The organism is Cryobacterium sp. BB736 (assembly GCF_014980265.1).
Classification (GTDB): domain Bacteria; phylum Actinomycetota; class Actinomycetes; order Actinomycetales; family Microbacteriaceae; genus Terrimesophilobacter.
This window is the reverse complement of record NZ_JABXWQ010000004.1, coordinates 323,377-344,278: the sequence shown is the minus strand read 5'-3', so window position 1 is coordinate 344,278 and position 20,902 is coordinate 323,377. Positions and strand designations below refer to the sequence as shown.

Genomic DNA, 20,902 nt, shown 5'->3' with positions numbered 1-20,902 from the left:
GAGAATCGCTACTGGCGGGCAACTGCCACCTTCATGTCAGTTTCGCTGTCAGGGATGAGGTCGGTTCCCGAGAGGTCAATCGTGACCCGTTTGAGTAGGCCGGTGAAGGGGAAGTCGTCCTGATAATCGTCGGGGGCCACGCGGCTGCCGCCGTCATGACCGCAGGTGAGGCCTTCGGTGCTGAAAATATTCGGCACTGTGTGCGGCATGTCGACTTCCCCAACGAGGTTGTCGTCGATGTACAGCTGTCCGCGCGCTGGTGTGCCCTTCCCGGCAGCGAAGTCCGGTTCGCCGGTTGGCTCGAATTCGTAGCGAAGGGAGACATCGCCACTGGGCACGTCTACGTTGGAAACGACGGTGAAGAGATCGCGTCCGAGGAAGTTGTAGACGAAGCTCAGTCGGTTGTCCTTGACGAAGAACGAGTACCCCCCGGTCAGGCCGCCCTGGGCGATTAGGACTCCGTGAACGTCGGCGTCTTGGATCTGCACATCGGCCGTGATCGTGAACGGGCGATTGTAGACCTTAGGCGCTGCGGTGAACGGCACCGGTGAGCCACCCGGAAAGTAGACAAAACGGTCACGTGACTTCGCGATCGTTGGCCGTTCAACATTCATGCGTTGCAGCATGGCGCCATCGAGTGGCAACACGTTGTAGTTGCCTGCCTCAGCCCACCACCGGCCAATCATCTCGATCAGCTTTGGACGGTTCTCGGCAGCGAGGTCATGCGTCTCGGAGTAGTCCTTTGTAAGGTCGTACAGCTCCCAGTTGTTGGCTTCGATGTCGGCGAGAACCGCTTCATCGATCGGAGTGCCGTAACGGAGCCCCTTCTCCGCGGCTTCTGCGAAGCTCGGGCCTGGCCACGGACACACGGCCCGCCATCCGTCGTGGTACAGGGACCGGTGGCCGAACATTTCGAAGTACTGCGTGTGATGAGCAGTACCAGCGTCGGCGTCGTTGAAGGTGTGCGCGAAGCTCACCCCTTCGAGAGGGGCTTGAGTGACACCACGGATGGTTATCGGCGGGTCGATCCCAAGGGCATCGAGCACTGTGGGCACGAAGTCCACGATGTGCGCGTATTGCGTGCGGATCTCACCACGAGCGGTGATCCTGGCGGGCCATGAGACGATGCACGGGTCGGTGCAGCCGCCGCGGTACGTCTCTCGCTTCCATCGACGAAACGGCGTGTTGCCGGCATTGGTCCATCCCCACGCGTAGTGGTTGAAGACGGTCGGGCCGCCGAGCTCATCAATCCGCTCGAGGTTCTCCTCGAGATCCTCCGGCACGTTGTTGAAGAACATCATCTCGTTGAGAGATCCGACCGGGCCACCCTCCGAGCTGGCCCCGTTATCGGAGATGAGAATGAAGAATGTGTTGTCGAGCTCTCCGATTTCCTCCACGAAGCTGACCACTCGTCCGAACTCGTGGTCGGTGTAGCTGACAAAGCCGGCGTACACCTCCATCATCCGGGCGTAGACCCTTTTCTCGCTTTCAGAGATGGTCTCCCACACGGGAACGTCCGGGTCATGGGCGGAAAGTTCCGTCCCGGCCGGAATGATGCCCATGTCGAGTTGGCGCTGGTGCACTACCTCTCGGTAGTCGTCCCAGCCGGCGTCGAATTTGCCCTTGTACTTGTCGGCCCACTCAACGGGCACGTGGTGCGGCGCATGCGCAGCACCCGTGCAATAGTGCAGGTAAAACGGCTTGTCCGGGGCGTTCACGTGGGCGTCCTGAATGAACTCGATGGCCCTGTCCGCGAGGTCTGCGCTGAGGTGGTAGCCCTCCTCCGGCTGCCGGGGCTGCTCGACCGAATGGTTGTCATAAACGAGGTCCGGATACCACTGGTTCGTATCTCCGCCGAGGAACCCATAGAACCGCTCGAATCCACGTCCCAGGGGCCAACGATCATACGGCCCGGCGGCAGTCTCGTGTTCCGGCGGGGAGAGGTGCCACTTGCCAACCATGAAAGTGTTGTAACCGTGGGGAAGCAGCATTTCCGACAGCATCCCCTTGTCAAAGGGCATGATCCCGTTGTAGCCCGGGTATCCGGTCGACACTTCAGAAATCACGCCCAATCCGAGCGAGTGATGGTTGCGGCCGGTCAAGATGGCACCGCGCGAGGGTGAGCAGAGCGCGGTCGTGTGCATGTTGGTGTACCGCAGTCCGTCATCCGCGAACCGGTCGATCACTGGGGTCTCGACGAGCCCGCCGAAGCTTGAGAGTTGTCCAAAACCGACGTCATCGAGGACGAAGATGATGACGTTGGGCGCTCCGTCCTGCGCGCGAGGAGGAGTCGGCCAAGCCGGGGTGGATTCGCCACTTGTGCGCCCGACCACTCCCGCAAAGGGTTGTCCCTCGCTGTAGGTGACGATGGAACTCATCGCTGGTTCCTCCCGGTCCGTCAGTGAAACAGTGTTGGAGGCCATCATCGGCACGCCATCCGGCAGCTGCATCAGCCTCATGGGATGATGTCGCGGCAGGTCGCCCACCGGGTCACGCCGTGCGCTCCACGGGTTCGGTCGTCTCATCATCATCCGTCGGCTTCTGCCAGGGCCATCTGCCAGTCACTTCCAGCTGAAGCGCCCAACTGAGAAATGTCCGGATGAGCACAATGATGGCGAGCACGGTGACGGATTGGAGGGTCGGTGTCACCGCCACTGTCTTGATGATGTCCGCCGCAACGAGGAGCTCTAGGCCAAGCAGGATGGCGCGCCCGAGCACACGGCGGAATCTGGTGTAAATCGGCCGCTGCCTTCGGAGTCCGCGCACTCCCGCGTCCACCATCGAATAGGTGATTCCCAGGACGATTGCTACGACTCCCATAACGTCAACGACCTCGCCGACTGTCTGGATGACTGCGCCGATCTCCATGTCGAGCTCCAATCCGAGGTCAACACCATTCGATTCACTGGCAACCTCGGCGGCGTCACCCCTGCAGGGTGAGTGACACGCGCACCTCGATGGTGATCAATGAATGCCCGAGAACTCTCCCCGCAAACTCAGAACCCAAGCACGAGTCGACCTCGGATGATGTCCGGCATCCAATAGGCTTCGCGTCGTGCCTACCCTGGAAGAGCAAGTAGACGTGAAGCCGGCCTTTCGCGCGCCTTTTCTCCGAGTCCTCACGTTCGATGTCAGGACCGGGATCCTGTTGCTCGTCGTGTTCGGTGTGGTGCGCATGGTTCTCGTGCTTCAAGCCAATGTGACGGGCACCTATCAGCTGGTAAGTCTCGTCTTTGTCGCGATGGCAGTCTTGCCCTGGATCGTGCTCACACGCGGCGGACGACGAACGATCGGCCTGGTTCGCCCGTCGCGCTGGCGTTGGATGCTGCCCGCCGCGTTGGCGGGCGCCGCGGCTTGCTTCGCCGTCTACTTCGCGACAACCGCGCTGTGGGGGTTTTCGGTGCAGAACCCGTTCGCCTACATCGCGCGAACGTACTCGAACGTGCCTGAATCACCATCCGAAGCCGACCGACTGGTGTACTTCATCATCTACGCGGTGATCAGCATGCTCTTCAGCCCTATCGGAGAGGAACTGCTCTATCGAGGCATCGCTCACGAGAGTCTCGCGTCGCGACTCGGCAATCGCCCGGCCGCGCTCGTGGACGCAGGCGCCTTCGCGGTCACCCACCTCGCTCATTTCGGCATCGTCTTCGTCGCGGGTGCGTGGGCGTTCCTTCCGCTTCCCGCACTCCTGTGGGTTGCCGCAATGTTCCTGAGTTCGCTCGTCTTCTACGCGTTCCGGATGCTTACCGGATCGCTCCTTGGCGCGATCGTCGCACACGCGGCGTTCAACCTCGCGATGAACTACGTCATCTTCTACGGCGTTCTGGCGTAGTGGGAGACGGCTGGGAGGCCCCGATCGCCGAAGCAGATCGGGCTCGCTGAACTCGCTTCTGGTATGACCGCGCGGCACGAACCCGTGCGCCGCAGGCTGGAGTGCACCACTCTCGACGCGGGTGGTCTTTCAGAAAGAACAGGTCGCACCCCGGGCGCTCGCACATGCGCAGCCGGGCGGCGTCAGCGCCGGTGAAGAGGTCTACCGCGTCTCCGGCCAGCGTGCTGAGCACCTGGTCGGCGGGAGCGCCCGCAGATTGCTTCGTCATGGCGGGACGGGCGTCGCCATTCCAAGCCATCGATGACCACCGCGGCGTCAGGGCGGCCGCCCGGTTAATCCGTTCGACGTCGTGCGCACCCGGCGTTCCGCCGCTGACGACAGCGTCGGCAAGTGACCGCATTGCAGTGCGAAGGGCGAGCAAGTCGTCCAGTCCCGCCTCGCCGAAGCGCGCCTCGGATGCGGACGTGGCGCCGGCATCCGCAAGTCGGCCAGCGATCCTCTGAACCCATGACGTCGCCTGCTCAGGAGATCCGAGCCCCTCCGCCGGCTTGCCGCGTGTTGAGTAAGACGTGTTCATCAGGTCGAGCGACAGACGCTCGCCAATGACAGGGGCGCTGCCCTCAACATCCGACACAACCATGTTCTCATGGTAACAGCGGTTTGCAATCGTGAGAAGAGTGTGATGGGCTGTCTTATGGCAAAAGCCAGTTACAACCGCTAGAAATTGGAGCACCATGACGCGCATCCCGCTTATCGACCCCGCATCTGCAACCGGAACTGCCGCCGAGCAACTCGAAGCGACACAGAAGGCGATGGGTGCAGTGCCGAACATGGCTCGTGCGATGGTCAACAGCCCGTCAGCGCTGCAGGGCTACCTGGGGCTGTCCGGAGCACTCGGCCGCGGTGTGCTTCGCGCTGCCACGCGCGAACGTATCGCCTTGGCGATCGCAGAGTCGAACGAGTGCGCGTACTGCCTCTCGGTGCACACCTACACGAGTGCCCACGCCGCGAAGCTCGATGAGGAGGACATCCTGTCGGCACGTGAAGGCACCGCGACCGACGCCAAGGAGGACGCCATCCTTACGTTCGCCCTTGCGGTGAACAGCAGCCGCGGTGACATCACCGACGCTGACTTTGAGGCCGTCCGCTCGGCCGGCGTCAGTGACGCCGAGATCGTGGAGGTCATCGCTGCGGTGGGGCTGAACTCCCTCACCAACTTCTTCAACAAGGCGATGAAGACCGAGATCGACTTCCCGGTCGTGCAGCCTGGGGTGGCTGGCAAGGCCGACGCCGCGTAACGCTCAACCTTCCACCCTCGCCGGGGTGCCTCACGGCGCTCCGGCGGGGAGGCGGGCTAGCTCACCGCCTTCTTCACGAGTTCGCCAAGCTTCTTCTCGTCGGTGGCGGTCAGCTTCGTCAGCGCGAACGAGGTTGCCCACATGCTGCCCTCATCGAGATTGGCTGCTTCGTCGAAGCCGAAGCTGGCGTAGCGCGCCTTGAACTTGTCGGCGCTCGTGAAGTAGCAGACGACCTTGCCGTCCTTGGCGTAGGCAGGCATCCCGTACCAGAGCTTGGGCTTGAGCTCGGGTGCGTTGGCCTTGACGAGCGCGTGGATTCGCTCGGCCATTGTGCGATCAGACTTCGGCATCTCGGCGATCTTCGCGAGCACTTCGCTCTCGAGGTCCGCCTCCTTCTTCCCGCGAGCGGCTTCGGCCTTCAGCTCCTTGGCCCGTTCCTTCATCGCGGCCTTTTCTTCGGGCGTGAACTCAGGTCCCGTGCTCTTGGCTTTGGTGCCCCGACCGGACTTCTTCTCGTCGTTCATGACGGTCTCCCTTCGGCCCGTAGGTGGGAATGAGACTAATCGGAGCAGCCGAGCGCCGCTTCTTGAAAACTGATTGGCACTGTACGCGATCCCGAACACGAGCGTGGAGACGTCGTTGGGAATGGCGCGCATGATGTCGCGGATCGCAAGCATCGCGGGCACCGAGCCACCTGGCGAATGGATCCACAAGGAGATGTCGGCGGACGGGTCCTCCGTGGCCAACGCAATGAGCTGCGTAGCCAGGAGCGTGCCGTTGTCGTCGTCAAGCGGTCCGTCCAACACGAGGACGCGCCGCTCAAAGAACTCGCGTCGAACGGTTTCGGTGAACAGCGGCTGTTTAGGTGAATCGCTCATACCCTCACCCTCCCTCCGCGAGCAGGGGTCAGGTGAGCGAATCTGCCGTTAGCAGAGCGGCTGTCAGCAGATGGCTGAAGCGGCTGGGCTCGGCGGTCTTGCCATGTCTGCGCATCCGGTGGATTCTTGGTCCTGTACGGGAGGTCCTGTGATGGGCAAGCTGATCTACTCGATGATCACGTCGCTCGACGGTTACGTGACTGACGCGGAGGGCAACTTCGACTGGAGCGTCCCCGGGGAGACGTTGCACCAGTTCGTCAATGACCTGATGCAGTCCGTCGGAACGTACCTCTACGGACGTCGGATGTACGAGACGATGGTCGCCTGGGAGACGCTCCATACCTTGCCGGATCAGCCGCCCTTCATGCTTGAGTTCGCGAACACCTGGCAGGCGACCGACAAGATCGTCTACTCCACGTCGTTGGGCGAGGTCGCCAGCAAAAGGACTCGGATTGAGCGCACGTTCGACCCGGATGCGGTGCGCACGCTGAAAGAGGATTCGGAGCTCGACATCACTATCGATGGGCCGACCCTGGCCGCGCATGCGATCCGTGCTGGCCTAGTCGATCAGTACGAGCTCTTCATCGTCCCCGCGATCGTCGGCGGTGGCAAGCGGTTCTTCCCGGACGACGTGCGGGTCGACCTGGAGCTGTTGGATGAGCGCCGCTTCGGCAGCGGGGTGGTGTACCTGAGCTACGGCGTCGCGAATAGGACCGTCGCGGTTCCGTAACACCCCGTCGACCGGAACGACTCGAAGCCAGGCCCAAAATCGGTGACTCCAAATCATGGATCATCAGACGCGGCCGAGGCAGAAGCCGCAAGGTCCGAAAATGTCTTGCCCTCCCGAAAGGCCGCGAGGCGCGCATCTTCCTTCCTCCTGCTCAGTCGCCAGCCTTGTTGCCTCCGCCGCTTGCAACGCTCGCTTTTCCAGTACGTAGGGGATGAAAAACCTAATGAGCACAATGACGATTCCGATGACTGTTCCCAAGGCGTAAGAGAGCCAAATGACCTCCGTGAAGATTGGAAGAAGTGAAACCGGAATCGCAACGCCGACGCCCAGAGCGAGGGTGACTGCTGATAGTGAACGAATGAGGGTCCGGCGCTTCTTGCTGTCGAGATCCATCCATTCATTGAGTTCGCGCGTCGCGGCTAAGACGTGCGTTCCGAATGTCCGCTTCTCAGCGGATTCGGGCATGAGGGCGTACACATTGGCGAGTCTCTCGACCTTCAGTAGCCTCCTGCCCTCACCCGTCGCGCGGCGGCTAACCCATTCGACTGCGGAAACCGCCAACACTGCGAGAATGCTGACGACTGCTCCGAAAATCTGCTCCACATCGCCAGAGTATCGGCGACAACCCCCTATACCTGCCGGCTCACCATCTCGGCGATCCAGATGGGCGCGAACGGTGAGGTGCAGTTCGGGGGAGTGGGGTAGTCCTTCAGGACCTCCAGCCGCTCACCGATGTCGATCGCGCGGGGACGCAGGTCGGCGTTCTGGATGCCGATCTCGGCCAGGCAGTGGTTCATCGCCCACTGCAGGCGGTCGGGGGCATCCTTCATCTCCGACTCGACCGTGTCGAGCAGCCCGGTCAGGTTGATCCCGTCGGGTTTCTTGACCACCCGCTCCGTGGTCAGCGCCCATCCTGCGCTCGCGACGACCGGGTCGGGGTCGGAGAACCAGCGCACACGCAACTCCTCCATGTGTGGGCCCTTCTTCACCACGTAGTTCACGAGCCAGTCATGCACCTTTGGCGCGCGAGCCTCGCGCAGCATCGCATCCAAGTCGTCCGCGCTGTACAGCTTCGGCCGGCAGATCAGCAGCGCCAGCAGGCGAGCCGCGGTGTCATCCGTCGCCCACAGTTCCAACGCCAGGTCGTGCTGCGTCTTCAGCCGCTTCGCGACCTCGCGCAGCTTGCTGAGGTTCACGCCGTGATCGTCACCGCGCTTCTCGTTCGCCTCGCGCACCTTCGGGTCGGCGAGCGCGTCAAGCTCGGCCATCACCGCCACCAGCTGTGTGTCCGCCATCCGGGCCTCCCGTCCCCTCTCCACACTATTCCGGATGCCGGTCTGCCGAGCACACGCGGAACGTAGGGTCGAGAACGAGAGCAAGGCATCCACCATGATGGTGGAGTGACGGATGCCGGAGCTGAGCTCATACGCGACGACGCTCCACAGCAAACCCGATTATGGGTAGCGCTGTCGAGGCGGCTGCTCGGCATGGAAGCCTGGCTCCGATCGCACGGGGGCCGCCGACTGCGCGTCGGACTCCGCACCTTCTGGGCACTCGTGGCGGTTGCCGGAGTCGTGCTGCTGGTGGGCCCGGTGATCAACAAACCGCTCACCCTCGACGACATCACCAACTCGGCGAGGAACGCCACCGACCGGTGGATCGCCCGTGACTTCGCCGTCGACTACCGCATCTCCCGCACCCCGGAAGGGGCGCTGGTGAGCCAGGTAGAGGAGCGGATCAGCGCGTTCTTCCCCGAAGACACCCGGGAGAACGGGATTCAGCGGGTGCTCGCCACCCAGTACCAGAGCCACGCCCTCACGCCTCAGAACATCGAGGCGACCCTCGATGGTGAGCCGGTGACGGTGGGCCGATCTTCGACGCCCGACCAGCTGACCCTCACGCTGAACGGACCAGAACGGTTGCAGGGCGATCACGAGTTCGTCCTCCGCTACGACCTCAACCATCTGGCTTACCCGACGACGGACTCGGCATCCGACCTACCGGTGGAGCTGCTCGAGTGGGACGTCTTCGGACCGTCCTGGGCGCAAGGATTCGCCGGCCTCGATGTACAGATCACCCTGCCGGAGGACCTCGACGACAGTCTGATCCGGCAACCGCGCGGCAGCCTCGCCTGGAGCATGCTGAGCGCAGGCGAGTGGCTCACCGCCGAGCCCGGCGCATCCGGCGACGTCACCTATCGCTTCGTCAATGATCAGCGGATCCCGCCGAACGCGCAGGCGTGGTTCACGATGAGCTTCGAGCCGGGCACGTTCACCATGCCGGCGCCGAGCGTCCTGTACTGGCTTCAGGTGTTCGGGCCGCTCCTTCCGCTCGCGTTCCTCGCGGTCACCCTGCTTCTGGCGCTGGCGGCACGCGCGGTCGCCTGGAGCGATGCCCGCGGGCAGCCCTGGTACGTCGTGCAGACCGCGCCGCCAACGGACGTGACGCCACGGATGGCCGCCCAGATATTCCGGGCGCCCGCAGCGATGGAACTCGCCGAGGCGGTCCGGGCTTCGCAAGCCAAACAGCTGAGCAAGCGAGAGCAGAGAGAGCGGCTGGTTGCCGCCGCCAAGGTTGCGAGGCGAACCGGGCGTGTCGGAGACCTGCCTCGTGCCGTTTCTCGCTACCTGTCCGCTGCGGAGCGACGAGACCAGTTCTCGGCCGGATTCCGGCGGGTGCCGCATGGGTTCGTGCGGGACCTCTTCATAGCGGCGCCCATCGCACTGACCATCGTGCAGTGGGGGCTCATCCGCCAGTTGTCTTACCAGCCGGTGCTCGCCGTTCTCTGGTGGCCGGTCGCGTTCGTGCTCATCTCATCCGTAGTCGCCGCCATCGTGCTCTGGATCGCCCTGTCATCGAGACCACTGACCAGGCGCGGTGCGCTGGTCAAGCAGCACCTGCTGGGCATTCGCGAATACGCAAGGAGAACGCAGCTGCTCGACCGGTCCGCACCCAGCGAGCGCCTGCTGCCGTACGCGGTCCTGCTCGCCGAGCCGCGCGCAGCAGGTGCGAGCACGGTGGCCCGGATCGAAGCCGGACTGGGCGAGAGCGGGGTCTCGAGCCGGTGGCGCATCCGTGAGTACCTGACCTGGCCGCGCCTGATCATCCGGGCGCTCTCACTCATCATCGTGGCCGGGGCGATCGGTGCGGTCGCGCTGCTGCCCGACCCGTACCCGCAATCGGTCGACCGCGCCTCCTACTCCGGTGACGTTCCGGGCACGCTGTGGACCAAGGTCAACTCCCTCGAAGCGACCGCGCAGCTGTCTCGCACGGACGATGGGCATGCCCGCCTTGACGTGATCGAGCGACTCGACGTGTCCTTCACCGAGCGCGGATCCCGGGTGCCGCAGTTTGCGCAGCAATGGCCGAACCGCCTGAACGGGCAGGATCTCGGCCTGCGCGTGGAATCGGTGCAGATCGACGATCGCGACGTGCCCTTCGCGACGCAGCAGGAGGGAGACACCCTTCTTCTGAGGACCACGCTGGTCGAGGTGGTGAGCGGCGAGCACGAGGTGCGGATCGACTACACCCTGAAGTCGGCGGCGGTTGCAGCACCGCAGGGGAGTGAGATCGTCGACCGGGTGCGCTGGGCGGCGCTTCTCGACGGGTGGGAGTGGAACAGCAGGTGGGGAGCCGATCCGGTGCCCGATCCGCTCCGGATCGAGTTCCGGATGACAGACGAGCTCGCGGCGTTGGCCACGACCGGCGGATGGATCTCCAAAGACACCGAGTCCGCCGAGCGCGCCCGTGATTGGCAGCCCTCCGTGGTGCCGTTCAACGCGGTGGCTGCCCCGAATGCCGGGGACTCGCACGCTCTGGAGTTGAAGCAGGACGAGTTCGGCGGGTGGCCGCTCGAGTTCACGGTGGACGACGTAGGTACCCGGGTGGACTTCCCTGCCGGCACCTTCGCCGGCACCGACGATGCGGCACTGCGGGTGTCCCAGGTCATGAACATCCTGCCGGTGATCCTGGTGGCCACGCTGGCCGCGATCGGGCTGGCACTCGGCTTGGCTGGCGCCAGCGCAGGATTCACCAGGCGCGCCCGCGCGTTCGACCCCGGCTCGTTCCGCGACCTTGTGTGGTGGTTGGCCCCGGCGGCGACGCTCGCGGCGCTGATCCTGTTCGTCTGGGCGAGCAGCGACATGCCCACAGACCACTCGGCGTTCCCTCTACTCGTTTGGCCAACGCTGGCTGCGTTGATCGCATCCCCAGCTGGCCTGATCCTGACCAGGAGCACGCGCTACTCGCGGCGATCCTCTCCTGAATGACGTGCGAGCTTCGACGGCCACCAGATGGCCGGCCCGATGTCATACGCGAGGGCCGGGACCAGCAGCGACCGAACCACGAAGGTATCGAGCAAGACGCCAAAGGCGACAATGAACGAGATTTGCACCAGGAACAGGATCGGGATCACCGACAGCGCCGCGAAGGTAGCCGCGAGCACCAGTCCAGCCGACGTGATCACTCCACCGGTGATGGTGAGACCGCGCAATATGCCCTCCCGGGTTCCGTGGGCAAGCGATTCCTCGCGCACGCGCGTCATCAGGAAGATGTTGTAGTCGATACCCAATGCGACCAGGAAGATGAAGCCGAACAACGGCACCGCGGGGTCAGCGCCAGGGAACTGGAAGATCCCGTTGAACACCAGCGCCGACACGCCGAGCGCCGTTCCGAACGACAGCACCGTGGTGAGGATGAGCAGCACCGGCGCGACCACGGAACGCAGAAGCATCATGAGGATCAGCAGGATCACCACCAGCACCACCGGGATGATCACGTTGCGGTCGTGAATCGATGCGTCGTTGGTATCGATCGCGGTTGCGGTCACGCCACCGACGAGCGCACCGGGTACCGCGTCGGCAAGTTCCGCCCGCAGTTCCCGGACGGTACTGGCCGCCTCATCCGAGTCGGCTGCGTCGTTGAGCGTGCCCTGAAGCAGCACATCCCCGTCCACGACTGTCGGCTCGGGTGCAGGCGTCCCGGGCGGGCCCAGTGCGACGATCCCGTCTTCGGTGACGCTCGCCGAGCCGCTGGGCGAATCGGCCGCGATCACTGTGACGGCGTCAACACCGTCATGGGCGAGGAGCACGTCGGCGGCGTCCTGAAGGTCGCCCTCCGACACCACGACGAAAGCCGGACTGCCTGACCCTCCAGGGAAGTGCTCGCCTAGCGCCGACTGGCCGTCGCGTGCCTCCGATGCACCAAGCAGAAGATCCGATTGCGGGACGCCCACGGCATTCAGCTGCGTGGCACCGAAGGTGCCGATGACCAGCACCACAGTCGTGACGATCCAGATGAGTCGTGGGTGGCGCCGAATCTGCCCTGCAAGCTTGGCCCACACCCCACGCGACGGCATGTTTCCCTCGGCCGCAACCACCTCAGGTTCGTAGATCGGGCGTCTCGGCCAGAATCCGGCGCGTCCGAACGCGAACAGCAGTGACGGCAACAGGGTGAGACTTGCGAGCATTGCGAAGATGATGCCGATCGAGGCGACTGGACCGAGTGTGCTGTTCGACTTCAAGTCGCTGAGCAGCAGGCAGAGCAATCCGGCGATCACGGTGCCGCCGGAAGCGATGATCGGCTCGAACGACCCCCGGATCGCCCGGGTGGTCGCCACCCACTTGTCGATGTTGACGCGCAACTGCTCACGGTAGCGAGACACGTAGAGCAACGAGTAGTCGGTCGCCGCGCCGATGACGAGGATGAAGAGGATGCCCTGCGTCTGGCCGCTGAGCAGCAGGATCCCCGCCTTGGCGAGCCACCACACCGAGAGCAAGGCGATGCACAGCGCGAACACGCTCGTCGACAGCACCGCGATGGGAAGCAGGAACGAGCGGTAGACGAGCACCAGGATGACGAACACCGCAAGCAGGGCGACCCCGAGGAGAATCCCGTCGATTCCCGCGAAACCCGCGACGAGATCCGCGGTGAAGCCGGCCGGGCCGGTTACGTACACCGAGACTCCGGATGGCGTGGACTCCCGAAGTGAGTCGCTCATCGCGGTCACCACCTCGTCCACTGACGCGCCGGACTCGACTTGCGCGAACGCTTGCACAGCCAAACCATCGTCGGATTCGATGGCGGGGGAGACATCCGGAGCCACGCCCTCGAGGTCAGGGAGGTCGGCGATGGCGGCGGCGATCGAGCTCAGCTCGGCGTCGGTCAGCCTGCTTTCCCCGGCGAAGACGATGATCGCGGGAATCGCATCGCTGCCGTTGAATTCGCCCAGCAGCTTCTGCACCTGGGTGGCGTCGGCCGACTCCGGCAGGTAGGTGGTCTGGTCGTTCGATGACACCTCGCTGACCTTGCCGAAGTAGGGGCCGCCCACCGACGCCCCCACCAGCCAGACGATGATCAGCGCGGCCGGGACGAAGATCCGCAACCACCTTGGCGCGCGGGCGCGGGCCGGCGGTGTCGGCGGATCCGTGGCGCGTTCAACGGTATGTGTCATGCGCTGACGCTGCCCGGTGGGGCGTGACCGGCGCCTCATTCAAGCTGTCCGCGGACGATGGAATCGCCCGAGTGGGTGGGGTTGCCATCGTACGGCTCGGCTGACACATCGACCAGGTCATAGGTGGAGAGGTCGATGCCGTCAGGAATCGGGAGAGTGGCTGTCGGGCCGGAGGCGGTGCCGAGGCTCACGAGTCGGGTCGCGTCGGATGAGATGAGCCACACTTCCTCATACGCGTCGTTGAGACTGGGTGCATCGAAATCGATGTGCACCACACGGGTGCCGTCGGCTTGTTGCTCAACCACAGCTTTTCCGGTGGCGCCCGGCCAGGCGGGGAAGGCTTCGAGGGTCGCGGTTGCGATCACCGTGGGTGGAGACGGCTGCGCAAACTGCCAGAGGACGATCCCGAGGGATGCGAGGAGTGCCACGCTCGCGGCCACCGCGACAAGCGGAACCCACCGGCGCCGCCGGGGAGCGAGCTCGACGACCTCAGCCGTCGGCTCCTCGGTGATGCCCAGCTCGTCAGAGATGCGGTCCCAGACCCGCGGAGACGGTTCAAGCAGTTCCCCCGCCCCGAGGGTGGCTCGTCCAACGCGTGCAGCCCGGCTGTAGTTCGCGAGTTCGGACGCACACTCGGGGCACTGGGCGATGTGTTCGCGATACTCGCTGTCGGCGACCTCCTCGCCCATGCCCAGCAGCGCGAGGGTGTCAGGGTCCACGTGGCGCATAGGTCACCTCCAATCGTGCGCGCATCCGCTGCAGGCTGCGCCGGATGTGACTCTTGACCGTGCCCAAGGGTAGACCCAGCCGTTCTGAGATTTCGTTATGGGTGAGATCGTCATAGAAGGCGAGTCGCACGACCACTTGCGCTTCCGGCTCCAGGTGGGCGATCTCATCCGAGAGCACAAGGGTGTCGGCGAGGTCATCGGGCTCGACGACGGCTTCGAGCGGACTGGTGGTGGCGGCGAGCTGAGCGTGCAGTCGGCCGATACGTGTTCGCGCTTCGTGCGTGTCCGCGATCTTGTTCTTTGCGATGCCCACGAGCCAGGTGGACAGCTGCGCCCGGGACGAGTCGAACCCCGTGCGGCCGGTCCACGCCGCCACGAAGGTCTTCTGGGTGACATCCTCGGCATCCCCGACATCGCCGAGAGAGCGAACAGCAATCGTGTACACGAGCGGTGACCAGCGTCGGTAAACCCACGCAAGCGCCTCCTCGTCACCCTCGACGAAGGCGGCGGTGAATCGTGCCTCAGCCTCATCGGCTTCGCTGGCCATTTTCGGGATACTACTCGCGCCGGTTCACGGCGTCGTGGGGATTGCGATCACGACGATGTTGTCCTCGTAGTGACCGGTGCCGTAGTCGAACTGTCCGCCGCACGTGATGAGAGCCAGCCGCGGGGCGCCTTCTCGGTCGAACACCTCATCGAGCGGCAACCGCGCTTTTTCGATGCGCTCCACGGACTCAATCACGTATTCGTGCACGACACCCTCAGCCGAGGTCACCGAGACGACCGCCCCGACGGATGCATCCTTCAACGCTGCGAACGGACCGATCCCGTACTTGGGAGAGTCCACGTGGGCCGCGATGACCGTCGTGCCGGTGTCGCTGCCTGGGTCCGAGCCGTACTTGTACCAGCCTCCGACTGCGACATCCGGGGGAATCTCCATGAACCCGTCCGCCTCCACGCCCACCGGCCGCACGGTTACATCGACTTCGAGGGAGGGGATCTGCACTCGAGTCGGCGGCGTAGGTGCTGGCACCGCCCCGAGGGCGGCGCTGTGGGTGCCGATCTCCGAATCGGCGCCGAGGCTGCTGTGCTGGCTCGGCGTTGCAGACGGAGAGGGCTGCTCCTGAGTCCAGGAGCAGCCCGCCAACAGAAGGACAGTCATGCCCCACACCCCGATCTGCGAGAACACGCCTGCCCTCCTGGTCTGCACCGGCTAGCCTTCGTTCTTCGCACGCACCCGCAGGGTCACCATGGTTCCCACTGCGAGGAGCGCCATCAGCCCGGCGATTCCGATTCCGATGAGGGCCGGGTCGGGGTCGGCAACCAGTCCGGCGGTGCCTGAATTCACACCACCCGGGGCCGCATGAAGCCCATCGATGGTCTGCACGGCCAGGGCGAGGTTGTCGTCCTCGAGGCTGCCCCACGCGTAGACGATCGTGTTGACGCCCTCTTGAACGTTCACGTCAGCCGGACCGATAACAGGTTCGGTTGTGCCCGTCGCCGCTACTGCAGCCGAGATCGTGCCCGCTGGCAGATCGGCCTTGACCTCGTTCGGGTTCTCGAGGTTCGTGAACGCCGCCTCGCCGTTCGCAAGGACATCGACGGCGGGAGCGGCTGCCGTGTGACGCACGGTGAGCCGGCCCGTTCCGGCGGCAGTGGTCGCGAGGTCGTTGGTGAACATTGTCGCTGTTGGGGTGCCATCGGCTGCGAGGTGGGCAACCGCCGTGTAGCTGGTGTTGGCGGCGAGCGTGAGTGTGACCGGTCCGATCGCCGGGGAGGAGATCGGGTCGTCGGGCGCCGTGATCACGACCTCGTAATCGCCGGCAGCAAGATCGAGCGGATCCGTGAGCGTCTCCGGCGCGAAGTCTTCGATCAGGACCTCGCCGTTGACCCACACATCCACGGTCAGGTCCGGCACGGCGTGCAGAAGATAGAGATCCGCTGTCGAGGGCGAGATCGCCTGCGCTGGTGCAGCGAGACCAGCAGTGGCAACGAAGCCGGCCGCAAGTCCCGTGAGAATCTTGTATCGCATTGTGTCCTCCTCATTGAGTGGGCGGGAATCGCCCGTCACAGAGGTACTTCCTGCGGGAGGGGTGTCTTGGATGCACTCGGGCCGAAAAAACTTTTGGGTCTCGTTACATCGCCTGGCCGATGTAGGTAGCGTTTCCACGCCTGCGCTTGGAAGATCGGCCCGCCGCGTGGGCGCTGAACGCAACGACCTCATCACGCGAATCCGCCCGGAGAGCCGCTCGACGCCCGATCTCGCACTTCGTGGAGGACGAGTCTCGGTTTCGCTCCCGGGACCCACTGTCCCGGCGGGTAGGTCGCGGTTTCAGCCGAAAATCCCCTGCACGATCTCGTCGAGCAGCGGCGTCCCGTCGAGGTTCGAGCTCTCCACGTACACCCATACGCCGTCGCGGGCGACGATCGTCTCCTTGACGTCCACGGGGTACTGGGAGTGAGGCGTGACCAGCTCGCAACGCTGGGCGCCCGAGTCCGACGAGGCGCAGGTGAAGCCGTCCGCGGTGAGACTGGCGGCTGCGGCCGCGACATCTGCGGGGGAGGCCGTGCTGATTAGCACCAGCAGCCCGGTGGCGTCTCCGGCGAACCAGTCGCAGCCCAGCACCAGCCGTGCCGAGTCGGGAGCGGGTCTCACGAACTGGGTATAGTCCCCTCCCTGGGGATTCAACCCAGCGAGCACGGCTGTGCGGGTCTCGTCCGTGCCCAAGGATGCGCAGTCGGTCGGCAGCGTAACCGGCGATGCGGTCGGTGACGGAGTCGGCGCGGCTGACGTCGACGCGGACGATGTCGGTGAGGATGCCGGGGCAGAATCGTCGCCTGTGCACCCCGCGAGGAGCGCTGCCGATACGCACGCGCCGACGACGGTCGAAACGACTGTTGTGCTGCGTCTAATCATTCTCGACTCCGGGAATCTAGTTTCTGCCGATAACGTGGCGGCCGCGCGGTTATCGTGAACGCGTGACTCGCAGCAACGCCGGACGTGCGGGGTTTCACAGCACCTAACGGAAACAAGCAGATGTCACCACTGCAATTTGCAAACATGCTGGGAACTGCAAACCAATTTGGTTGAGAACCAGTCATCTGTAGAAACGAGTCCAGTGCACCATCCGAGGCACTGCACATTGCGCTTGAAGCGGGCCATGCTCCAGCGCTACATGGCCGCGCCGATGTAGGAGTATTTGACGAAGACCTCGGATGCGATGCCCGACTCCTCAAGCACGCCCTGCACGGCGGTCAGCATGTACTTCGAATCCCAGCCCATGTAGAGGAAGTTGCCCGCGTCGAGCTGGTCCCATTGCCCGTTCCACGCCTGAGCCTGGAAGATCGGCCCACCGCGGTGGGCGCTGAATGCGACGACGTCGTCACGCGCATCCGCCCAGAGCCGCTTGAAGATGCGGTTGAACAGGTACTTGACGTCGTACACCTCCCAGTGCTCGCCGCGGTATTCAACGTACTCGAACTCCCGCTGCCAGCCGCGCGGCCAGCCCGGTCGGCGCTTCGCGTCCAGGATCGGAGTCAGACCGTCATCATCGATCCCGACAACAGCCGGTCGAGCCCAGATGCGCACGAATTCCAAGGTGAGTCGTTCGGTTCGCTCCGAGATCGCGGCGGTGCCCCAGACGGGTGTGTCGGCGAGCTCGCACGCCAGACCGATCTGGCTCTTCGCGTAGATCGCCTCCCTTTTCTGTGGGAACGGCAGGTCTGCTCCGCGCTCCGCCAGCGACTGCTCGAGGAGCGTCAGGTTGCCGAGCGTCTGCGCCAGCGCGCGGTGGCTGTTCTGCTCGTCCTCACTGAATTCGGCCCAGCTCCGCGCACCGTCACCGGTCCAGGCATCGCCAGGCGCCAGCGGCATGATCGGTTCGACGTCCAGCTCGGACAGGTCGGTGGCACCCGAGAGTCGCCCGAGCACATAGCCGGGGTGGGGGAGCTCGCCATACTTGAGCGCGACCCGCACTCGCTCATCCGATGGCGTGATCCGGGCGATCGCGTTGAGCAGGCTGTCGGGACCGTCTTCACGCGCACGGCACAACCGCGCCACCAGCCGGTCGTTGGAAAGGCCGACGATGGTCCGACGGATGAGCAGTGACTGAATGCGCTCGAGCGAGGCCAGCAGCGCCGGCTTGTCGACGGCGCCGGTGAGGTAGTCGCGGTAGACCCGCATCATCAGCGGATACATCAGCTGGCCGAAGGTGGTGAGGTACCCGAGTTGGGCCGCGATGTCGGCATCCTTCTCGCGAGACGGCTCCATCAGCGTGCGGTAGATCGCCGAGAACTCGCGCCATTCGGTCGCGAACTCGCGCAGCGTCTCGAGCTCCAGTCGAGGGAACCGGTGCCGGAACGCCTCGTACACCCCGCGACCTCCGACGACGTCGATCTCCCGTCCGGTGGTCATCACCAGGTAATGGCGCCAGAAGCTCGCAATCGACTCGCCCGTGTGCTCCTCGATCGGAAGCCAGAACTCGCTCTCGATCTCGCGTTGCTGGGCGTGCGATAGGCCCATGAGCACGTAATTGTGGATGAGTTCGTGGTCGCGCAACGGCTCGCCGGTCGAGTTCAGGCTCTCGAAGATCTGCTGCGCGTTGGCGTGGGTGCCGAGCGTGATCGACACGTGCTCGAGCCGCTGCAGACCGTTCCAGACCTGGGCGACCTCGTCGGCCGGGATCTGGCTGCGGAAGAACGCGTAGTTGTCGTCGAAGCGGGAGTCTCGCAGGGCGTCACCGAGCCGGCGGTCCAGGATGACGCTCTCGAACACCTCCGCCCACGCCCGGTGCGGTTGCAGCTTGGTGCGGGTCGGGTCGCTGGGGGACACCAGCACCTGCTGCAGTTGAGCCGCCAGCTCCGGGTCGTGCTCCCGTACGGTGTGCTGGAGCGCCGCGATCAAGAGCATGAGCGTCGTGATCCGCTGCTGGCCGTCGATCAAGACGAGTTCGCCGTTGCCCGCATTGGCGCTCGACAGGATCGAGCCGATGAAGTGGGTGTGCTTGTGCGCCGCATCCGCAGCGTCACGGATGTCTGCGAGCAACTGCTCGCATCCGCCGATGTCCCAGCGGTACTGGCGCTGGTAGACGGGCACGACGATGGTGGTGTCGGTTTCGGAGAGCCAGCGAATCGTATTGACCGCAGTCGCATCGATATTCGTGGCTCTGACCATAGTTGCGCTTCGCCTTTCGCCGATCGGGGTGGTTCGCCGGGCCGTTCGAGCGGGCCGCCGACGCGCACTCCAGTCTATTCGCCAGTCCTGAACCGTCCTTGATCGGTGTTTGGTGGCGGCTGGCTCGAAGGCCCGTGCGACACCGACTGCTCCTCCACAGGTGGCCCGGGAAGTAGTTTCTAACAGATTCTCAGATGTGCTTGTGTAGCTGTGTTCGATGCTGGGACAATTGATGCATGACCAGTTCCGCAGCTACGTTCAGCACCTCGCTCGAGGTTCTGCTTGCTGCTGCCGCCCGGATCGGCGCCGACGCGCCCGGTGCTAGGGGGCTGGGTGACAAGCAGCTGCTGGCGGCGCAGCGGTCGTTGGCGGAGGCGAAGCGCAGTCTTGATGCTTGCGCGTCGGTGCTGGCCGGTGAGGTGGTGCGCCGCTCATCGGTGGAGGCGGGGTTCGGTGGGTTGGCGCGGAAGGAGGGGTTCCGCACCCCGGAGGCGCTGATCCGCGGGGTGACCGGCTCGACGGCGCGGGAGGCGACCACGCTCGTCCGGGTCGGCACCATGATGAACGACGCCGACCTGCTGAACAACGCCGAAGCCAACGGGATCGACGACCCGGTCGGCCTTGCCAGCATGATGACCGAACCCTGGCTGGCCGCGGTGGGGAGGGCCGTCGCGGCCGGCACCGTCTCGGTGGCCGGTGCCGAGGCGATCCGCACCGGGCTGGGCCGGCCGGGACCCGGTGTCACGACTGACGACTTGACCGCAGCCGCGACCCGGCTGGTGACCAGCGTCGCCGAATCGGCGACCACGCCCGGTGGCGCGCTCGATGCCGAGCAGCTGCTGCGGCTGGCCCGGACCGCCCGGGATGACCTGGATGCGGCCGGGATTGTGGAGCGGGAGCGGCAGCGCCGGGCGCTGCGCTCCTTCCGCAGGTGGAAGCGGGATGACGGGATGACCCGGTACACCTGGGACCTCGACCCCGAGGGCGCCGCCCTGATCGATGACGTCTACGACAAGCTCACCTCACCCCGACGCGGCGGACCCCGCTTCACCACCGGTCCGGAGCAGGCGCGGGCGGAGCAGATTATGGCCGACACCCGCACCACCGAGCAGCTGGCCTCCGACGGCATGCTGGAGCTGATCCAACTGGCCCTCGACACCGACCCGCAGGGTGTGGTCGGGGTGAACCGGCCCGCGGTGCGTGTGCTGGTGGCCGCCACAGACTTGACCGACCGGACCGGTCGGGGCTGGATCGAAGGCCAGGACTACCCGGTGTCGATCGCCACCGTGGAGCGCAACGCCTGCCTGAACGGGATCGAGCTGATCGTCTTCGACGACCGCCCCCTCCCGGTCAACCTCGGCCGGGAGCAGCGCTTCTTCAACCGGGCCCAACGCCGCTTGCTGGCCGCCCGCGACGGCGGCTGCGCCTGGCCCGACTGTGACCGACCCCCGGAGTGGACCGAGGCCCACCACATCCGCTGGTGGGAACGCGACGGCGGAACAACCGACATCGACAACGGCATCCTGCTCTGCCGCCACCACCACCTGCTGCTGCACGACGAGGGCTGGGAGATCGAAACCCGCGACCACGACCCGCTAGCCCGGTTCTGGCTCATCCCACCCCGCGACATCGACCCCACCCAGACACCAAGGCCGATGCCATCCAAATCCCCGGCACTCAACGACGCCCTCCGAACCGCGGAGCGACATCACGCCACCTGAAGGCACTCGGGGAGAACTCTGCCCAGCGACGGGTCTCGACAGTGCCCGAATTGGGGCTGAACGGCAGCACAACTGAAAGACCGTCAAC

At 64.9% G+C, this 20,902-nt stretch carries 18 protein-coding genes and 1 pseudogene; 5 read left to right on the top strand and 14 right to left on the bottom strand.

What is annotated here, in order from left to right:
- Positions 1-8: 8 nt before the first annotated feature.
- The gene (locus tag IRG63_RS11100) at positions 9-2,450 is read right to left on the bottom strand and encodes an arylsulfatase (RefSeq protein WP_227412050.1); all 2,442 of its coding nucleotides are present in this window, start codon (positions 2,448-2,450) and stop codon (positions 9-11) included.
- A gap of 40 nt (positions 2,451-2,490) precedes the next feature.
- Complete coding sequence (locus IRG63_RS11095) at positions 2,491-2,868, bottom strand: DUF1622 domain-containing protein (protein WP_193510146.1); 378 nt, start codon at positions 2,866-2,868, stop codon at positions 2,491-2,493.
- A 187-nt stretch (positions 2,869-3,055) separates the two neighbouring features.
- On the opposite strand from IRG63_RS11095, the gene IRG63_RS11090 reads away from it, so the two are divergent.
- A complete protein-coding gene (locus IRG63_RS11090; protein WP_193510145.1) occupies positions 3,056-3,835 on the top strand; it encodes a CPBP family intramembrane glutamic endopeptidase in 780 nt (259 codons plus the stop codon).
- On the opposite strand, the gene IRG63_RS14115 is transcribed toward IRG63_RS11090, so the two are convergent.
- Complete coding sequence (locus IRG63_RS14115) at positions 3,810-4,475, bottom strand: CGNR zinc finger domain-containing protein (protein WP_193510144.1); 666 nt, start codon at positions 4,473-4,475, stop codon at positions 3,810-3,812. The genes IRG63_RS11090 and IRG63_RS14115 overlap by 26 nt on opposite strands.
- Positions 4,476-4,569: 94 nt before the next feature.
- Between IRG63_RS14115 and IRG63_RS11080 the strand changes: the two genes are divergently transcribed.
- Positions 4,570-5,133: a carboxymuconolactone decarboxylase family protein gene (locus IRG63_RS11080; RefSeq protein WP_168627557.1), complete on the top strand. Its 564-nt coding sequence runs from the start codon at positions 4,570-4,572 to the stop codon at positions 5,131-5,133.
- 56 nt (positions 5,134-5,189) lie between these two features.
- Here IRG63_RS11080 and IRG63_RS13815 read toward each other — a convergent pair whose 3' ends face one another.
- Together IRG63_RS13815 and IRG63_RS13810 are read right to left on the bottom strand one after the other, a co-directional pair.
- Positions 5,190-5,747 (bottom strand): iron chaperone, encoded by a 558-nt coding sequence (locus IRG63_RS13815; RefSeq protein WP_370566252.1) that lies wholly within the window; start codon positions 5,745-5,747, stop codon positions 5,190-5,192.
- Positions 5,724-6,011 (bottom strand): annotated as a pseudogene (locus tag IRG63_RS13810) (ClpP family protease); the annotation flags it as partial. The gene IRG63_RS13815 and the pseudogene IRG63_RS13810, both read right to left, overlap by 24 nt.
- A 151-nt stretch (positions 6,012-6,162) precedes the next feature.
- Between IRG63_RS13810 and IRG63_RS11070 the strand changes: the two are divergent.
- Positions 6,163-6,741 (top strand): dihydrofolate reductase family protein, encoded by a 579-nt coding sequence (locus IRG63_RS11070; protein WP_193510141.1) that lies wholly within the window; start codon positions 6,163-6,165, stop codon positions 6,739-6,741.
- A gap of 63 nt (positions 6,742-6,804) precedes the next feature.
- Here IRG63_RS11070 and IRG63_RS11065 read toward each other — a convergent pair whose 3' ends face one another.
- Entirely contained in the window at positions 6,805-7,344 is a 540-nt protein-coding gene (locus tag IRG63_RS11065; RefSeq protein WP_193510140.1) for a hypothetical protein, read from the bottom strand.
- A 26-nt stretch (positions 7,345-7,370) separates the two neighbouring features.
- Positions 7,371-8,036 carry a DNA alkylation repair protein gene (locus IRG63_RS11060; RefSeq protein WP_193510138.1) on the bottom strand — a complete coding sequence of 222 codons (666 nt, stop codon included), beginning with the start codon at positions 8,034-8,036 and terminating at the stop codon, positions 7,371-7,373.
- Positions 8,037-8,141: 105 nt separating this feature from the next.
- Between IRG63_RS11060 and IRG63_RS11055 the strand changes: the two genes are divergently transcribed.
- The gene (locus IRG63_RS11055; RefSeq protein WP_193510137.1) at positions 8,142-11,009 is read left to right on the top strand and encodes a DUF2207 domain-containing protein; all 2,868 of its coding nucleotides are present in this window, start codon (positions 8,142-8,144) and stop codon (positions 11,007-11,009) included.
- On the opposite strand, the gene IRG63_RS11050 is transcribed toward IRG63_RS11055, so the two are convergent.
- The 7 genes from IRG63_RS11050 to IRG63_RS11020 form a co-directional block, all read right to left on the bottom strand.
- A complete protein-coding gene (locus tag IRG63_RS11050; protein WP_193510136.1) occupies positions 10,982-13,192 on the bottom strand; it encodes an efflux RND transporter permease subunit in 2,211 nt (736 codons plus the stop codon). The two genes, IRG63_RS11055 and IRG63_RS11050, sit on opposite strands and share 28 nt — an antisense overlap.
- Before the next feature lie 35 nt (positions 13,193-13,227).
- Positions 13,228-13,920: an anti-sigma factor gene (locus IRG63_RS11045; RefSeq protein ID WP_168627551.1), complete on the bottom strand. Its 693-nt coding sequence runs from the start codon at positions 13,918-13,920 to the stop codon at positions 13,228-13,230.
- Positions 13,901-14,467 (bottom strand): RNA polymerase sigma factor, encoded by a 567-nt coding sequence (locus IRG63_RS11040; protein WP_168627550.1) that lies wholly within the window; start codon positions 14,465-14,467, stop codon positions 13,901-13,903. Before IRG63_RS11040 ends, IRG63_RS11045 begins: the two co-directional genes overlap by 20 nt.
- 24 nt (positions 14,468-14,491) lie before the next feature.
- Entirely contained in the window at positions 14,492-15,082 is a 591-nt protein-coding gene (locus tag IRG63_RS11035; RefSeq protein WP_193510135.1) for a class F sortase, read from the bottom strand.
- Between the two features lie 51 nt (positions 15,083-15,133).
- Positions 15,134-15,952 (bottom strand): DUF4397 domain-containing protein, encoded by an 819-nt coding sequence (locus IRG63_RS11030; RefSeq protein WP_193510134.1) that lies wholly within the window; start codon positions 15,950-15,952, stop codon positions 15,134-15,136.
- A gap of 300 nt (positions 15,953-16,252) precedes the next feature.
- A complete protein-coding gene (locus IRG63_RS11025) occupies positions 16,253-16,576 on the bottom strand; it encodes a hypothetical protein (RefSeq protein ID WP_193510133.1) in 324 nt (107 codons plus the stop codon).
- Positions 16,577-17,092: 516 nt separating this feature from the next.
- Complete coding sequence (locus IRG63_RS11020) at positions 17,093-19,093, bottom strand: DUF262 domain-containing protein (protein WP_193510132.1); 2,001 nt, start codon at positions 19,091-19,093, stop codon at positions 17,093-17,095.
- A 236-nt stretch (positions 19,094-19,329) separates the two neighbouring features.
- Between IRG63_RS11020 and IRG63_RS11015 the strand changes: the two genes are divergently transcribed.
- Positions 19,330-20,814 (top strand): HNH endonuclease signature motif containing protein, encoded by a 1,485-nt coding sequence (locus tag IRG63_RS11015; protein WP_193510130.1) that lies wholly within the window; start codon positions 19,330-19,332, stop codon positions 20,812-20,814.
- Positions 20,815-20,902 lie beyond the last annotated feature (88 nt).

Excerpts from the sequence above, each read along its gene's own strand:
- IRG63_RS11100 (WP_227412050.1), bottom strand. The coding sequence starts at position 2,450 with ATGCAGCTGCCGGATGGCGTGCCGATGATGGCCTCCAACACTGTTTCA.
- IRG63_RS11095 (WP_193510146.1), bottom strand. The coding sequence starts at position 2,868 with ATGGAGATCGGCGCAGTCATCCAGACAGTCGGCGAGGTCGTTGACGTT.
- IRG63_RS14115 (WP_193510144.1), bottom strand. The coding sequence starts at position 4,475 with ATGGTTGTGTCGGATGTTGAGGGCAGCGCCCCTGTCATTGGCGAGCGT.
- IRG63_RS11080 (WP_168627557.1), top strand. The coding sequence starts at position 4,570 with ATGACGCGCATCCCGCTTATCGACCCCGCATCTGCAACCGGAACTGCC.
- IRG63_RS11070 (WP_193510141.1), top strand. The coding sequence starts at position 6,163 with ATGGGCAAGCTGATCTACTCGATGATCACGTCGCTCGACGGTTACGTG.
- IRG63_RS11060 (WP_193510138.1), bottom strand. The coding sequence starts at position 8,036 with ATGGCGGACACACAGCTGGTGGCGGTGATGGCCGAGCTTGACGCGCTC.
- IRG63_RS11050 (WP_193510136.1), bottom strand. The coding sequence starts at position 13,192 with ATGACACATACCGTTGAACGCGCCACGGATCCGCCGACACCGCCGGCC.
- IRG63_RS11045 (WP_168627551.1), bottom strand. The coding sequence starts at position 13,920 with ATGCGCCACGTGGACCCTGACACCCTCGCGCTGCTGGGCATGGGCGAG.
- IRG63_RS11040 (WP_168627550.1), bottom strand. The coding sequence starts at position 14,467 with ATGGCCAGCGAAGCCGATGAGGCTGAGGCACGATTCACCGCCGCCTTC.
- IRG63_RS11035 (WP_193510135.1), bottom strand. The coding sequence starts at position 15,082 with ATGACTGTCCTTCTGTTGGCGGGCTGCTCCTGGACTCAGGAGCAGCCC.
- IRG63_RS11030 (WP_193510134.1), bottom strand. The coding sequence starts at position 15,952 with ATGCGATACAAGATTCTCACGGGACTTGCGGCCGGCTTCGTTGCCACT.
- IRG63_RS11020 (WP_193510132.1), bottom strand. The coding sequence starts at position 19,093 with ATGGTCAGAGCCACGAATATCGATGCGACTGCGGTCAATACGATTCGC.
- IRG63_RS11015 (WP_193510130.1), top strand. The coding sequence starts at position 19,330 with ATGACCAGTTCCGCAGCTACGTTCAGCACCTCGCTCGAGGTTCTGCTT.